12 protein-coding genes are annotated in these 16,037 nt (G+C 36.5%); 6 read left to right on the top strand and 6 right to left on the bottom strand.

Annotation, left to right across the window (positions count from 1 at the left end):
- Positions 1-24: 24 nt before the first annotated feature.
- A complete protein-coding gene (locus tag P700755_RS10690) occupies positions 25-1,944 on the bottom strand; it encodes a hypothetical protein (RefSeq protein ID WP_015024683.1) in 1,920 nt (639 codons plus the stop codon).
- A 57-nt stretch (positions 1,945-2,001) separates the two neighbouring features.
- Positions 2,002-4,797 carry a TonB-dependent receptor gene (locus P700755_RS10685; RefSeq protein ID WP_015024682.1) on the bottom strand — a complete coding sequence of 932 codons (2,796 nt, stop codon included), beginning with the start codon at positions 4,795-4,797 and terminating at the stop codon, positions 2,002-2,004.
- A gap of 591 nt (positions 4,798-5,388) precedes the next feature.
- Here P700755_RS10685 and P700755_RS21105 point away from each other — a divergent pair.
- The 6 genes from P700755_RS21105 to P700755_RS10660 all read left to right on the top strand — a co-directional run bounded on the left by P700755_RS21105 (position 5,389) and on the right by P700755_RS10660 (position 9,683).
- Positions 5,389-5,505, top strand: a complete 117-nt coding sequence (locus tag P700755_RS21105; RefSeq protein WP_342626312.1) for a hypothetical protein — start codon at positions 5,389-5,391, stop codon at positions 5,503-5,505.
- A gap of 75 nt (positions 5,506-5,580) precedes the next feature.
- Positions 5,581-6,558 carry an acyltransferase gene (locus P700755_RS10680; protein ID WP_015024681.1) on the top strand — a complete coding sequence of 326 codons (978 nt, stop codon included), beginning with the start codon at positions 5,581-5,583 and terminating at the stop codon, positions 6,556-6,558.
- Positions 6,559-6,702: 144 nt separating this feature from the next.
- Positions 6,703-7,848 carry an Mrp/NBP35 family ATP-binding protein gene (locus P700755_RS10675; protein ID WP_015024680.1) on the top strand — a complete coding sequence of 382 codons (1,146 nt, stop codon included), beginning with the start codon at positions 6,703-6,705 and terminating at the stop codon, positions 7,846-7,848.
- Positions 7,848-8,108, top strand: coding sequence for a NifU family protein (locus tag P700755_RS10670; RefSeq protein WP_041758764.1), 261 nt, complete (start codon positions 7,848-7,850; stop codon positions 8,106-8,108). The genes P700755_RS10675 and P700755_RS10670 overlap by 1 nt, the downstream gene beginning before the upstream one ends.
- 42 nt (positions 8,109-8,150) lie before the next feature.
- A complete protein-coding gene (locus P700755_RS10665; protein WP_015024678.1) occupies positions 8,151-9,212 on the top strand; it encodes an NAD(P)/FAD-dependent oxidoreductase in 1,062 nt (353 codons plus the stop codon).
- Between the two features lie 141 nt (positions 9,213-9,353).
- The gene (locus P700755_RS10660; RefSeq protein WP_015024677.1) at positions 9,354-9,683 is read left to right on the top strand and encodes a 2Fe-2S iron-sulfur cluster-binding family protein; all 330 of its coding nucleotides are present in this window, start codon (positions 9,354-9,356) and stop codon (positions 9,681-9,683) included.
- Positions 9,684-9,724: 41 nt separating this feature from the next.
- Here P700755_RS10660 and P700755_RS10655 read toward each other — a convergent pair whose 3' ends face one another.
- The 4 genes from P700755_RS10655 to P700755_RS10640 all read right to left on the bottom strand — a co-directional run bounded on the left by P700755_RS10655 (position 9,725) and on the right by P700755_RS10640 (position 15,919).
- Positions 9,725-10,510 (bottom strand): DUF3050 domain-containing protein, encoded by a 786-nt coding sequence (locus P700755_RS10655; RefSeq protein ID WP_015024676.1) that lies wholly within the window; start codon positions 10,508-10,510, stop codon positions 9,725-9,727.
- A 90-nt stretch (positions 10,511-10,600) separates the two neighbouring features.
- Positions 10,601-11,779, bottom strand: coding sequence for an acyl-CoA dehydrogenase family protein (locus P700755_RS10650; RefSeq protein ID WP_015024675.1), 1,179 nt, complete (start codon positions 11,777-11,779; stop codon positions 10,601-10,603).
- 91 nt (positions 11,780-11,870) lie between these two features.
- A complete protein-coding gene (locus P700755_RS10645; protein WP_015024674.1) occupies positions 11,871-12,587 on the bottom strand; it encodes a tRNA1(Val) (adenine(37)-N6)-methyltransferase in 717 nt (238 codons plus the stop codon).
- Positions 12,588-12,655: 68 nt separating this feature from the next.
- Positions 12,656-15,919, bottom strand: a complete 3,264-nt coding sequence (locus P700755_RS10640; protein WP_015024673.1) for a T9SS type A sorting domain-containing protein — start codon at positions 15,917-15,919, stop codon at positions 12,656-12,658.
- Between the last annotated feature and the right edge of the window lie 118 nt (positions 15,920-16,037).

Here is a 16,037-nt window from a genome sequence, read left to right as displayed (position 1 = left end):
GGCTAATTGGTAGTAAAAAAACAATTAGTTAGTTGCCCAACTGAAATCTGATTCCACAACAGTTGCTGTGTCATAAGTAACACTTGGATCTCCTGTAGCATCATCAATTACAACATTTTCTAATGGCCCATCATCTCTCATATCAATAATTGTCTGATATCCTGTAAGAGACAAACCAGTAATTGTTGCTCCTGAATTAGCTTTAAATTGTAATGCTGTTCCCGTATTTGTTTCTGAAACTGCTGCAAAGTTAACAATGGTTGGATTTCCATTTAAACCATCAGCTTCTATAGCTGTTGAAAAGTTCTCTTTCGTATGTTTTACAAATGTATTGGTTAGAACTCCATTCCAGCCTTCAGTCCAGTCTACTGCATCATCTTCAGTATCTACAGCATAAAAATTGGTTAGATTAGCAGATCCTCCAAAGAACTCTACGCCGTCATCTTGCCCACCAATCACTGCAATGTTTTCTAAGGTAGTCATACGGCCTACAGCATAAAGCGTCAAACCATTGAACTGAGATTCAGCATTAATTTGAGAACCAGTTTGTCTTAAAATTAAGTAAGTGATAGTTCCTGAATTATCTTCAACATCAATACCACCATATACTATCCCTCCTATTTCTGCGATTGCATCAATACCTTCAGTAGTTTCTGCTTTTCCAGCAATCACCAAACCTCCCCATGCTCCTTCTCCACTTGGAGCCATAACTACTGGGCTAGTTTCAGTACCATTAATATTTATAGTTCCTCCTTTTTGAACTACCATATAAACATCTGTTCCAGTACCAGTTGTAATTGTTGTTCCTGCTGGGATAGTTAATGTAGCTCCAGATTCAACACTTAGGACACCTGGTAAGCTATAGCTAATGCTTGAATCTAAAGTGACAGTACCCGTAATCTCACCACTTAACACGTTATTTACGTTGCTATTGGCCTCAGTTGCCCAATCAAAATCACTAACATTTACAGTTGCTGGACCAGTATAGGGCAAGTTAAGATCAGCACTTTCGCCTTCAATTTGCACGTTAGACAGTGCACCATTGTCTCTCATGTCGACAGAAGTACCGTAACCAGATAAAGAAAGTCCTGTAATAGTAGCTCCAGATTCTACTTTAAATTGCAAGGCTGTTCCTCCAACTGTAGATATTGCTGTAAAATTGGTCAACGTTGGATTTCCATTTAAACCATCAGCTTCTACTGCTGTAGAAAAGTTTTCATCGGTATGAAGTACATAAGCATTTGTTAGGACTCCGTTCCAACCTTCGGTCCAGTCTACAGCATCATCTTGTAAGTTTTCAGCATAAAAATTGGTTAGATTTGCAGATCCTCCAAAAAACTCTACACCATCATCTTGACCATTGAAAATGGCAATATTATTTAATGTGGTTCCACTTCCAACAGCATAAAGCGTAAGACCGTTAAATTGAGAATCCGCATTAATTTGTGCTCCCGTTTGTCTTAAAATCAAATACTCAACGCTACCAGAATTATCCTCCGCTTTGGTACCTCCGTAAAGAATTCCACCTACTTCTGCTACAGCATCTATACCTTCAGTAGTTTCTGCATTACCGGCGATTACTAAACCACCCCAAGACCCTGCACCTACCGGACTCATAATCACTGGATTAGATGGAGTCCCCGCAATATCGATAGTCGCCCCTTTTTGAACGATAATAAAAACATCAGTCCCTGTTCCCGTAGCAATATTTGTTCCTGCAGGTATGGTTAAGCTAGCTCCCGCCTCTACGGTAAGCCTTCCATTTAAAGTATACTCTAAGCTAGAATCTAAAGTTACATCGGAGGAAATACTCCCTTCCAGTTCGAGTTCAGAACCTGGTTCAGGACCAACAGGAGCATCATCGTCACTAATACAGCTTGATGCTACTAAAGTAAAGCAGGCCAATGCAAAAAAATAAGTTAAAGATTTCATTGTTGTTTTCATGTTTCTAAATTTAAGTGCTGTTTTTATATTAAGTTTAAGTTCAAAAATTATTAAGTTTTAAAAATTATAATTAAATCCTATAGATAGTTGCGCCCCTCTAGTATAAGATCTAACTACTTCTTCTCTTGAAACACCCGTACTAAGGGGTTTTATGGTTTGAGTCCTTTCAATTTGAGGATTCAAAAGATTTTTACCTATAAGTTGCACACTTAGGTTTTCATTGATGTCTTTTCTCAATACTGCATTAAGAACGACAAAGCCTTGCTCCCGTATCTCTTCATTAAAAAACTCGTCGGGATTAACTTGGTTGTCTGGATTTCCTAAAGCAAATATTTTCTCAGAAGCATAATTAGCTGAAATATTGGCTACAAAAGGATTCTCCCCAGACGTCTCAAAAGTAGTGTTGGCATTAAAAATCCAATCTGAAGCTCCCTGTAGATCTGTTTTGGTTTTACCGTTGTATCTAAAAGTTCTAGTCAATCTATTTTCTCCATTTATAATTTCAAAAACTTCTTTGAGATCTTGCTCATGCCACATTCTAGTTGCATTAAAGTTGACGTTAACCATATAACCTAAATCTTTATCTTTAGCTATCACATCCAGTTTTGTGTCTAGCTCTAGACCGTAAATTTCTGCTTGTTCGCCAGAGTTGAAGTATGAAAAAATTCCTGCAGCACCTCTCGTTAAGACTCTGTTGATAGGGTCATTGATTTGCTTATAAAAACCAGCGACAGAAATAAGCTCCCCATTGGAAGGGAACATTTCCCACTTTAAGTCTAAGTTGTAATTTTCACTGGCCTCTAGGTTTGGATTCCCTCTAGTCACTTGTCCATTTGGTGAAACATATTCGAAAGGAGAAATTTCTTTAAATTCTGGTAACGTGATGGTTTTACTAGCAGAAAGTCTTAAGTTGTTATTATCATTAAGCTCGTATTTTAAATTCAAACTAGGCAGGAAGTTTTCGTATTCCTTTGTAGCAGCTCCTATTCTTCCAGGAAAATTATTAACATTCCAATTGACCTTTATCGTATTGGATTCAAAACGTCCACCAAAATTGAAATTCCATTTTTCCATTTTGTAGTTAAAAAGTGCATATCCCCCTAAACTTTCAAGTTTGCCTAAATAGGAATCTGGCTTTTGCGATACGTAAGACAACAATCCATTTTCTACATTGTCTAAAGTAAATACGGATGATAAATCATCGATGCTTGGTGGGTTAACGTTGTTCAAATTGGTTTCTTGGATCCCATTGAACTGCGATTCAAAATCTCTTTCTTTAAATCTATAGTTTCCTCCAACATCCACTTTTAATCCAAAATCGTTTTCCTCTTCTTTTAAATTTGTAATTTTAAAGGAGTCATTAATTTTTCCATTTACTTCGTAATCGTCTATGATTTGATTGCTTTTACGTTGTTGAAAACCGCCTGTTCTCCCTAACTCTACTCTGGTATCGGTAAAGTTTATTTCGTTTCTGATTCGGTTAGGTTCATCGGCATTGACGGTGTTTAGACCAACAGCCCAATCAATATTATGAACTCCTATTTTACTTTCGCCAATAAGTTGGTTTACCCATAACTGAGTTTTCTTGATATTTTGATCTCTTATAAATTGATTCAAATCTGACTGAGGATCTACTTCATCGAAGACAACACCCTCTCCATTTCTACCAGCTTCAAAAACCTGCCCAGATAACTTATTGACAAATAAGCTAGTAAATTTGACTTTGTTTTTATCGTTAAATCTGTAACTCAAATCCAACAAAGCAGAGGTTGTGACCTCTTTCCTGAACTCTTCAACATCGGTAAAACCGTCTCTAAAGTTATTGTTATCGTATTCCTGAAAAGTTCCTGATCTAAACTCGAAATTAGATTTTTGAGAAGCCGTCACTAAAGTTCTAAACTTATCTCCAAACTTTTTACCAGCAGTTAAGTTGAAATTTTGATTGACAGGAGCATCTACTGATTCTGTATTCCAGCTTTGTTGAGTTAACGCATTAAAATTATTGGGATTGTTATTGTAAAATCCTAGATTAACATCACTTTGATAGGCTCCTAATTTAAAGTCATTTGCTCCAATAGCTTCAGTGTTAATCCCCGTAGAAAAACCTAGTGAATACTCTTCATTACCAACTAATTCTCTAGAGGTAATATCTACATTTCCCGAAGCCTGATCACCATACATATTGACAGAATATGACTTGCTAATGGAAATATTCTGAACCAGTCTAGTAGGGAATAAACTCAAATCAATATTCTTCTTTTCTACATCGTCTGATGGAATAGGAAGTCCATTTAGAGTGGTTAGTAAGTACCGATCTCCCAAACCTCTTACGTAGATATCTCCTGAGCCTTCACTATTGGATACCCCAGAAATTTTAGTGGTAGCCACTGCTGCATCGGAAACTCCCAATTTAGCTAACTGCTGAGACCCTATACTTTCCTTAATACTTATTGCTCCTCTTTGCTCTAGCAGAAGAGCAACTTCAGAATCTTTTCTAGATACAATAGTGATGATCACTTCTTGAAGAGAGGCAGCACTAGATGTTAAAGATGTATTCACTTCTGTGACTTTATCAGCAACAATTTCTACATCGGAAACTTCCACAGAAGTATACCCAACAAAACTAAAAACAACGGTGTAGGTTCCAGGATCTAAGTTTTCAATTTTATATAAACCATCAAAATCCGTTGTAGCCCCTTTTGAGGTTCCTTTTATTTGAACATTAGCAAACGGCAAAGATTGGTTCCCTAAATCTATATCAAGTAATTTTCCGACGAGAGTCCCTTTTTCAGGATTTTGTGAAAAACCAATTGTGGTTATTAAGCTTAAAAGAATAATTAATCGTTTGTGCATTACTGTTTCAATTTTGACGCAAATCTAAGTTTCAAGCCCACCGTCGATGTTATCTCGATGTTAACAAAAGATTTCATTTAGATTAATAGATTCTTGATTTATTAATACTGGCTTAACCTTGTCTATTTTGAATTTTAAAACTCCAACATATACTGGGTTTAAAGTTTACCAAAGCGTTAATTGATTGATATTGTGGTAAAAAGCTTTTTATTTTTTATAAAATTTGTATCACTTTTAGCTGGCCTCTAGAAAAAATATTATAAAAAAATACTTTTATATTTGTTTTAATATTCTCATCTCTTGCTTTTGCACAAAATCCTGTTATAACAGGTAATACCAAATTATATTTATAATGCCGTATGAATACATAGAATTATACAACGACGTAGCTCAGCACAGGCTTTTTACTTAGTTGAGGAAAAAAAATAAGCATAGCACTAGTTATAGTTCTATTTTATAACGATTAATAAGTAAAAAAAACTGATTTTATACTACATTTAAATGCTGAATTTGTATCATAGAGTATTGACTGTAGAATCTTCAACATCTTATGATTTGGAAGTTCAGCTCTTTAATATGCTTGGATAACGCGTGTTAACTTCAAAAGCTTTGGGATCTATAAATGTATCAAACCTCAATACAGGAGTTTACCTTATAAGAGTGATTCTAGGAACCTCATTTGTTACGAAAAAAAATGTTATAAACTAAACTGAAATACTTTTAAAACTAAAGCACCCTTTCTACAGGGTGTTTTTTTATTACTTTTGAAGTCAATTGATATATATGACTTCTGTCTTTCCTTTTTCAATACAATCAGAAAAAGATTTTCAAACTATAGCTCTAAAGCTTTTTAAGGAACAAATTCAGTATAATTCTGTTTATAAGGAATTTTGCAGTTATTTAAACATCAGAGAACAAGAAGTTCAAACCTTAAATGAAATCCCTTTTTTACCCATTGAATTCTTCAAAACTCACCAAGTCAAAACGAAAGAGTTCACTCCTGAAATGACTTTTTTGAGCAGTGGAACCACTGGGCAACAGCAAAGTCGACATTACGTTAAGGACCTTAGGGTTTATGAGGATAGCTTTATCCATACTTTTGAGGAAGCTTATGGTTCTATCGAAGACTATGTCATTTTAGGCTTACTACCTTCCTACTTGGAAAGAGAAGGATCTTCGTTGGTATATATGGTAGACCATTTTATAAAAAAAAGCAAATTTAAAGAGAGTGGCTTTTATTTAGATGAAATAGAACAGCTTTCGGAAACACTTCAAAAAATAGATGATGCTGGACATAAGGTATTACTTATAGGAGTTTCGTTTGCTCTATTAGATTTAGTTGAAAATAAAAAATTTCAATTGAAGCACAGTATTGTGATGGAAACAGGAGGAATGAAAGGCAGACGTAAAGAAATGATTCGTAAAGAACTTCATGCTGTTCTATCTAAAGGTTTCGGTGTAAAGAACATTCACAGCGAATATGGTATGACAGAGCTCCTGTCTCAGGCCTATTCTCAAGGACAAAGCAAATTCCAATGTCCTCACCACATGAAAATTATGATAAGAGATACAGAAGATCCCTTTCACTATCTAAGCTTTGGCAGTACAGGTGGTATTAATGTGATTGATCTTGCCAATTTCAACTCATGCCCTTTTATCGCCACTCAAGATCTTGGCAAGCAAATCAACGATACAGAATTTGAAATCTTAGGACGCTTCGATCAAAGTGATATTCGAGGTTGTAATTTGCTGGTTCTCTAATGAGATAAGATTTAGTCCTAAACTTTTCAACACGTTAATTTATCCCTAAGAAATCTTGTAAAATAGAATATAGAATAAGTAAATAGATCATAAACTTGTATATTTGCATTTAGATTAAATCTTAATTAGAATTTTTATAAGTGTATGAAACTCAATAAAGACGACATAAAAAAAGCTCTTGAAACTATAACTGTTGCAGGAGAAGGGCAAAATATAGTAGAAAGTGGAGCTCTACAAAATATTGTCACTTTTGGCGATGAGGTTGTTATAGATCTAAAACTATCTACTCCGGCCTTACATATTAAGAAACGTGCAGAGGTAGATGTAATGAAAGCTATCCACAAACATGTTTACGAAAAAGCCAAAGTTGAAGTAAAAATCAGTGTGGAGGCTAAAGAGAAAAAGGCCACCAATGAAATAAAAGGTAAACCCATCCCCGGGATTCAAAATATTATTGCCGTAGCCTCTGGTAAAGGAGGTGTAGGGAAATCTACAGTCACTGCAAATCTAGCGGTAACTCTAACTAAGATGGGATTTAAGGTAGGACTTTTGGATGCTGATATTTATGGCCCATCTGGTCCAATGATGTTTGACGTAGCTAATGAAAAGCCGCTTTCGGTAACTAAGAACGGCAAATCCAAAATGAAGCCCATTGAGAATTATGGTGTTAAAATATTATCGATAGGATTTTTTACCAAACCCGATGAAGCCGTGATTTGGAGAGGACCTATGGCAGCAAAGGCTCTCAACCAAATGATTTTTGATTCAGATTGGGGAGAACTCGACTTCTTATTAGTTGATCTCCCCCCAGGAACTGGAGATATTCATTTATCGATTATGCAGTCCATGCCCATTACAGGAGCTTTAATTGTAAGTACCCCACAAAATGTGGCTTTGGCAGACGCAAAAAAAGCAGTGTCTATGTTTCAACAGGAAAGCATAAACGTTCCAGTTTTAGGTATCTGCGAAAATATGGCCTATTTTACTCCAGAGGAATTACCTGATAAGAAATACTATATCTTTGGAGAAAAAGGAGCTAAGTATCTTGCTGAAGATATTGGAGTGCCTTTTTTAGGTGAAATTCCATTGGTACAAAGTTTAAGAGAATCAGGTGATATCGGTCGACCCGCAGCCTTGCAAGATGGAACACCACTTAGTGAGTCTTTTAAGGAATTGACAAAAAACACTGTACAAGAAGTAGTAAATAGAAATAAAAACTTACCGCCTACAGATGCCATTAAGATAACAACCATGGCGGGTTGTAGTGCGATTAAAAATAAGAAAATATGATGACTGGTCAAGAATTAAGAAAAACAGTAGAAATTGCTTTAGATGAAATTCGTCCTTTTTTGAAAAGTGATGGTGGAGATATCGAGCTATTATCTATTGAAGACGACTCACTGGTTAAAGTTCAACTTTTAGGAACTTGCGTAGACTGCACAGTCAACCAAATGACCTTAAAGTCTGGAGTAGAGATGACGATAAAAAAATATGCTCCTCAAATAAAAGAGGTGATAAATGTGACGGTAGGTCAATTTGCTAAAAAATAAAAGTGAGATTTTTTAATTTTTATTCAAACGTTACTTTTAAGTATGATTAAAACTGATATTCTAATTATAGGCGCCGGTCCAACGGGACTTTTTGCAGTATTTGAAGCCGGTTTATTAAAGCTGAAGTGTCATATCATTGATGCCCTACCACAACCTGGTGGACAATTATCTGAGCTTTACCCAAAGAAACCTATTTATGACATTCCGGGATTTCCTGAGGTGAAAGCTGGGCAACTAGTCGATAACTTGATGGAGCAAATCAAATCTTTCCAGCCTGGATTTACTTTGGGCGAAAAAGCTCAAGATATAGAAAAGCAAGAAGATGGGAGCTTTATTGTCACAACAGACCAAGGGACAAAACACCATGCCCCTATCATTGCTATTGCTGGAGGTTTAGGGAGCTTTGTACCCAGAAAGCCACCTATTGCTAATCTTTCTTTATTCGAAAATAAAGGAGTTCACTATATGGTAAAAGATCCTGAGAAGTTCAGAGATAAATCTGTGGTTATTTCTGGCGGTGGAGATTCTGCTTTAGATTGGAGTATTTACTTGGCAGATATTGCTTCTGAAGTAACTTTAGTCCATAGGCGAAATGAATTCAGAGGGGCTCTAGAGTCCGTAGATCGTGTGAAAGAACTAAAAGATATCGGTAAAATAAAATTGATCACCCCTGCAGAGATTGTCGATGTTCACGGAGGCGAGCAATTGGAGTCCGTGTCCATAAGGATGAACAATAATCCTGAGGAGGATTTCGAATTAGATACAGATTATTTTATTCCATTATTTGGTTTATCTCCTAAATTAGGCCCTATTGCCGACTGGGGATTAGAAATTGAAAAGAATGCTATAAAAGTCGATAATACCTTAGATTATCAAACCAATATTCCTGGAATATACGCTATTGGAGATGTGAATATTTATCCTGGAAAATTGAAGTTAATTCTATGCGGTTTTCATGAAGCTACACTTATGTGTCAGAGCGCTTTTCGGAGAATCCATCCCAATAAACGCTATGTGATGAAATATACAACAGTAGGCGGTGTGACTGGATTTGATGGGACCAGAAAAGAAGCCCCTAAGGCCGTAGTTAGAACTATTGATTGATAGTATGTCATAAACAATCTCACCTTGCTAGGAACAATCTTAGCAAGGTGTTTTATTTAAAATCATTATGGAAGTACTAAACATGTATCTACAGACCAAGTACTTTTGTTGACCAAATTAACCTTTGATTGGAGAATTCTTATGGATGTGAAAATTACAATAGTCGATCGGGAAGGAACGTCCCACCTAGTAGATGCTCCCACAGATATGGCTATGAATCTCATGGAGATTATTCGTTCTTATGAACTTGCTCCTGAGGGCACTATTGGTATCTGTGGTGGTATGGCGATGTGCGCCTCTTGCCAGTGCTACATCCAATCTATAACTCCGCTTCCAGAAAAAGGAGATGAAGAAGAAGCTATGCTAGCTGAAGCTTTCTATGTAGAAGATAATAGTAGATTGAGCTGCCAACTCCCTATTACTGAAAGTATGGAGGGTCTTAAAATAGAGCTAGCTCCTAGTGAAGAGTAAATTGACAATTCTATAAGCCTAATAAAGACAGCTTCAAAAGGCTAAGCTATAGCCTTATAATAATTTATTTCTTTAGCGATCCCGTTCCATAAGCCTAACCTCTTTTCTAAAGCTTCTCGAGAGCAAATCTCTACTTCCTCCCACTTCTGCTTATCTGAACCACACAACTCGGTGATTAATTCTAAGGCCATAGGACCATGTTCGTCTGCATCCAATTCAATATGTCTATCGAAATAGTATTTAAACAAACTTAAATCCTCTTTTGGAAAGTTCTTTTGTATTTCACCTATGATAGAGGTAAACATATCTGGAATCAATTCTTCTCTACCAAAAGTAAAACAAGCAGCAATCTCATGAGGTTTGTTTCTTTTGATAACATTAAATGTAAACAACAGAAATTCTTTGACGGAAATCGGTAAATCGCTAGTAGAGATTACCGAAAAAATGTCAGTCCCTTCTTGTACTTGGCTAACAAACTCATGAATGGCTTTGGTTGAGGATTCAGCCTTTTTCATGGCATCCAAATACATCTCAAAATGGCTTTGACGCTCACCATAAGAATTGAGGTCTGTTTCTTCTGCCAAGACAATTTCATTTATAAGATATCTATGCTTTGGATTTCCTATAGGAACCCATGGTGAAGTCGTACAGGTGAGTTGTGTTTGAAGCGACTTTAATAAGGACATAAAATCCCAAACTGCAAAAACATGGTGCTCCATAAAGATTTTTAAATCCTGTGGACTCTCTACATCTTTATAAAGCTTGTGACCCATAAGTTGGTCTCTTAACTCTTTTAAACTTGCTTGTACTTCATCAACCTGCTTCATCTTTATATTATTTTTTACAAAAATAAATAAACCAGTCAAAACAAGTTCAACTGGCTGCAATTTTTATATTTTCTTTAAAAAATATTCTACCTATTTGAAAGCAGATAGACCTGTAATGTCAAGTCCTGTAATCAATAAGTGAATATCGTGAGTTCCTTCGTAAGTAATTACACTCTCGAGATTCATCATATGCCGCATGATGCTATATTCTCCTGTAATTCCCATTCCACCAAGAATTTGTCGCGATTCTCTCGCGATATGAATAGCCATTTCTACATTATTTCGTTTAGCCATAGAAATTTGAGCAGTAGAGGCTTTTCCTTCGTTTTTTAACTGACCTAATCTCAATGCCAAAAGCTGTGCTTTTGTGATTTCAGTAATCATTTCGGCTAGTTTCTTTTGTTGCAATTGATATCCCGCAATAGGTTTCCCAAATTGAATACGTTCTTTGGCGTAACGCAAAGCAGTATCGTAACAATCCATAGCCGCTCCAATAGCACCCCAAGCTATACCATATCGAGCTGAATCTAAACATAACAATGGTGCTCCTAAGCCACTTTTCCCTGGAAGCAAATTTTCTTTAGGGACTTTAACATCTTGGAAAATCAATTCCCCAGTTGCAGAAGCTCTAAGCGACCATTTGTTATGAGTTTCAGGGGTGGAAAAGCCTTCCATACCTCGCTCTACGATAAGTCCATGAATTCTACCTTCTTCGTTTTTAGCCCAAACGACAGCAATATCACAAAATGGAGAGTTGGAAATCCACATTTTCGCTCCATTAAGTAAATAATGGTCCCCTTTATCTACAAAATGAGTTGTCATACCACTTGGATTAGAACCGTGATCAGGTTCGGTTAACCCAAACGATCCCATAAACTCTCCTGAAGCTAATTTTGGTAGGAATTTCTTACGCTGCTCTTCAGTTCCGAATTCATATATAGGAAACATGACCAGAGAAGATTGAACAGAAGCTGTAGACCTTACGCCACTGTCACCACGCTCTATTTCTTGCATGATTAAACCGTAAGAGATCTGGTCTAGTCCAGCACCGCCATACTCTTCTGGAATGTAGGGACCAAAAGCACCAATATTTGATAAACCTTTGATGATTGACTTTGGAAATTCTGCTTTTTGTGCAGCCTCTTCTATAATTGGACTTACATCGCGCTTTACCCAGTCACGAGCAGCTTGACGAATCATCCTGTGTTCTTCGGTAAGCAAATCGTCGATTTCGTAGTAGTCTGGAGCTTGGAAAGTATCTTGTCTCATAATTTTTTTTCAAATATTGTTCACAAATTTAATGAATAGAATTATGAACATCTGTGAAGCTTTGTTATTATTTTGATTAAATCGTAAATAATCACATCTTTAAATAGAAATCTTTAACTAAATCTATATAATCTCGGGTATAGACATGTCTTTCCAGCTCAATAACCAATTCGTTTTGAATAATAGTCTCTTCTTTATTTCTTCTGAAATTAATAAGCGATCGCTTCAGCGGTGAAGATGAATGGCCTCTTACATTTAGAATTTGGTTTGGATACAAATCAAATTTAGCTGCTATTTTTATAAAACCTTCACTAGCAACGTAAGGCACTATTACAGATAAGTTTCCCTCTTGGTGTAATAGGTGGTTAACACCCAACACTAGAGTTTCAAAATTTAAGTCAGTTTGGCTTCTGGCTGTTGACCTTCCTTTCGTTGAAAGATTCTTAGAAACTTCAAAAAAAGGGGGATTGCTAATAATGAGATCGTATGTTTCTTCCATTTCTTCAGCAAAACTATGAAAATCTGAATGGTAACAATACAATCTATCTCCCCAAGGACTATTCTCAAAGTTATCAACACATTCTTCAAAAGCATCCGGATCAATCTCAACAGCATCGATAGTTTCAGCAAAACTTCTTTGAGCCATCTGCAGGGCTAATATTCCAGTACCAGCTCCAACATCTAATATACTTTGGACCGTTTCAGGTATTTTTGTCCATGCTCCTAAAAGCACTGCGTCCGTGCCTATTTTCATAGAGGATTGAGATTGGCGAACTTCAAAATCTTTGAATTTAAATATATTTGACACTGTATGAGTTTTAAATAAAAAAGCACGCTTTTTAAAAAAACGTGCTTTTGTGTTAATAATGAATAACCTTATTTAATAATCAGCTTTTTAGTAGCTTGGAGAGTTTCCGAAGAGAGTTTAACTAAATATATACCAGAAGTCAGAGCTTTAGCATAAACATCGATCTGTCCCGAATCTGTTTTATAGTTTTCTGAAAAAACATTTCTACCCAACATATCGTAGACTTCAACACTTACTTCTTGACTCGTAAACTTAGGTAAAGAAATAGTAAAGCGATTATCTGTACTTGGGTTGGGGTACAATTTAAAACTTTCCAGCTCTATGGGATTGTTAACCGAAAGCGTTGTTTTTCCAAAGACTAATTTAAATCTATTGAAATCATAACTATTTGGGATAGCACTATAAATTTCGAAACTATAATCAGTTGTTTCATCATTTTGCGCAAGCTCGATAATTTGCTCGGTGTAATTGTCCACAAGACTAACAATCTGGTTGAGTTGACTTGCTTTTATACTTAAAGTATAGCTCGTGGATCTTAAAGTATTGTTTGGGGTGAAATAATTCCAAATACTTAATTGAACAACTTCACCTTCTATAGGCGTCGCTCTTTTTTCTACAGACAAGTAGTCCTCAATCCCATCTAGAGAATTTAATAATGCAATGGACTCTTCACTATTGGAAAACTTGAGCGCATCTTTTTCATTTACTTCATTGGAATAATAATCGTGCATTACAAGTCTAGCCCCATCTACCACGAAACTCTCGAGATCTACATTCCTTTTCAAATTAATATTTAGCTCTGTGTTCAAAGAACCATTAGACGGTGGTGTTCTGAAAACAGCATTACCTACGAATGCCAAAGCGCCTGTCTTTTTGTAAATCTCACCAAAAGTTACTGATGGATCAGTAGCACTAGTCTCAGCAAAAAAGGCTTGATGGGGTTGCAAATATTTATCAGCGGCAGACCCAGCAACGTTGTTCGTACCGTTGTTTGTTGATAAGTCCACCGTAACATAGCTACCAGAGGTTCCTATGGTTGGATCAAAAACATAAACATAATCTGTTCTTAGACCACTTACGTTATTACTCTCCAAGAACGCTTTTAAGTCAATTTGTGCTTGATAAGGATTTCCTATAAAACTAAAATCTACTAGATCTGGACCAAGATCACTGGACAAAACATCCCAATTTCCTGTGGCTAATTCTCCTGTAAATCTCAATCTTGTTTCTGGTCCAGATTGGATGTTATCAACAGTAAGGTCTAAGGCTCGACTTCCCCTTATAAGGGCTAAAAAGGACTGTCCAGAGGAAAGTCCGCTGCCATCATCTGTATTGGGAATATTCTCCCAATCTTGTGTTGATTCATTGAATGTAAACATAGATGGATTTCCTGTATTAGTGGCATCAAATCCATTTGCGCCAGTTGTAGATCCCGTAATATGGATTCCATAACCTGGATTTGGATCAACAACAGGAGTATTTTCAATATCAGTTATTTGGCCACCTTCCTGCAAATTATCTTGTATCGTTGGCTTTCCACAAGAAACAGAGGTGGTGACTGGTGAAGATAGAAACCTAAACGCTCTCTTTCCACTTGGTATAAACCGCTCTATCACAACACAGCCACTTATACTAGAACCAGACGGCACTCTATCAAGCACAGCTGTTTTGGTAGCTGAACTCTTGAAGGTAAATGTTGATGATGAAGCAATGGTGAAATCGCCGTCTTTTAAAGTAAACACCTCTAAAAGAGAGATATCTGAGTTTGTGGTGACACCATCTGGGTTTTCTACAGTTAAGTTGGATAAATCTCCAGAAATAAAACCTGATGGTATTGTTTGGGCAGCCTCCTGATTTGAAAAATACAAGGTTGAGCCTGTTACAGAACCGTCTACAGTAGCTCCAGAAGCTACATTTGCCATAGAACCGTTGATGGCAAAAAGGCGTCCATTTAAGGTGATGGAAGTTCCATCTCCCATTTCTAAATTATTGGCACCAGCATCTGAAACTAAAACCGGGTATCTAAGGCGTCCATTAGGAATGATAACATTAAAATTGGCATTAGGAATTTCTGTGCCGTCCCAGTTGCCAACATTGTTCCAAGCAGTGCTAACCTCTCCCGTCCACTCTACGGGAACTCCTGAACAAGATGCCGAAAAAGTAATTTCAGTTGTTGTTGCTGAATCTAAACTAGTATATGAAAATTCTATAATATGTGTACCACCAACACTAAGCTCCAAATCATTAAAAGTGGCTAAACCACTTTTATTTGTTAGTTCCTTAGTGGTTCCCAGTAAATCTCCGGGACCAGAAACTTTTGTGGCTGTTATTAAAAGATCCTCTTGTAGAACACTAGCACCATCTGAATCTTCTACTTGAACTAAAATTGACTCTGGCAGAGTACCGTCGCACTCTTGCTCTGTAGGTTGAGAGTTGACCACAAGTTGACTCGCTACCCCAAGAGAAGGCTCGTTAAAGGCTATAAAAGCAGGGTCTGATGATCCTCTCGGTTCGTAAATAAGCGCCACCGCATCGCTCGCATTGGCCGATGTTATGCCAAAATAAGACAAATCTTCAGCAAAAAAAGATAAAGGTTTCTCAATATTAACTAAAGCGTCTCTTTCTTGTGTACTCTCAAACTTATAAAAATCAGTCTGCCAATTTCCAACAACTGGGTAATCAGTAGTGCTGGATAAATTAATTAATACCTCTTCCCCTACAATTTCATCGTTATCATCCACAAATCTTAACCTATCTGTTTTATCTCCAATACGAGTAGGTTTAGCTGTCTGACTAATCAATATATCTGGTAAACCATCACCAATTTGAGAAGTCTTGATACCGCCAGTACTCAAATTGAATCTAGAAGTTGTCCCTGAGGGTATATTTGCTATACCTGTACCAAGGTCTAAACCATTAATTCCGTCGGTTAAATAACTTGCAACTTCTGAACCTTGGGTAATTGGTGCAAAAGGATTTGTAGGGCCATCATCTGCACCGTTATCCATACCATCTGCCAATTGTCCTAAAACAACTAAATAAAATGTTTCTACAGGTATCGGAAGTGGAAGTGTAGGAATGGGTAAAGCTCTTATATTTAAAGGAGTAAAAGAAACACCGTTTGTGTTAAGCTTGGCATCATCCACCCCCGTAGAATAATTAATTCCATCGGATCTAAACGCCAACAAGTTGTGAGAGTTATCTGGTTTTACAGAGTTAATACTGGTGGAGGAAGAAGTCCAAAACCCACCGTAATCTGTCCAGATTTGAGTCACCTGTGCTTGGGTGGACACAGAAAGGACTAGTGCTAGGAATAAAATAATTTTTTTCATAATTCAAGCAATTATATAGTATACAAATTTTAATATGGTTAAAACAAATATAATATAAATAAAATTTAGAATTGTTTAGTTTAATTGCTAATTAAAAAATAAAGTTTAATGAAGCACT

It is taken from the genome of Psychroflexus torquis ATCC 700755, assembly GCF_000153485.2.
In the GTDB taxonomy this organism is placed as follows: domain Bacteria; phylum Bacteroidota; class Bacteroidia; order Flavobacteriales; family Flavobacteriaceae; genus Psychroflexus; species Psychroflexus torquis.
This window is presented reverse-complemented; position numbering and strand designations above follow the sequence as displayed.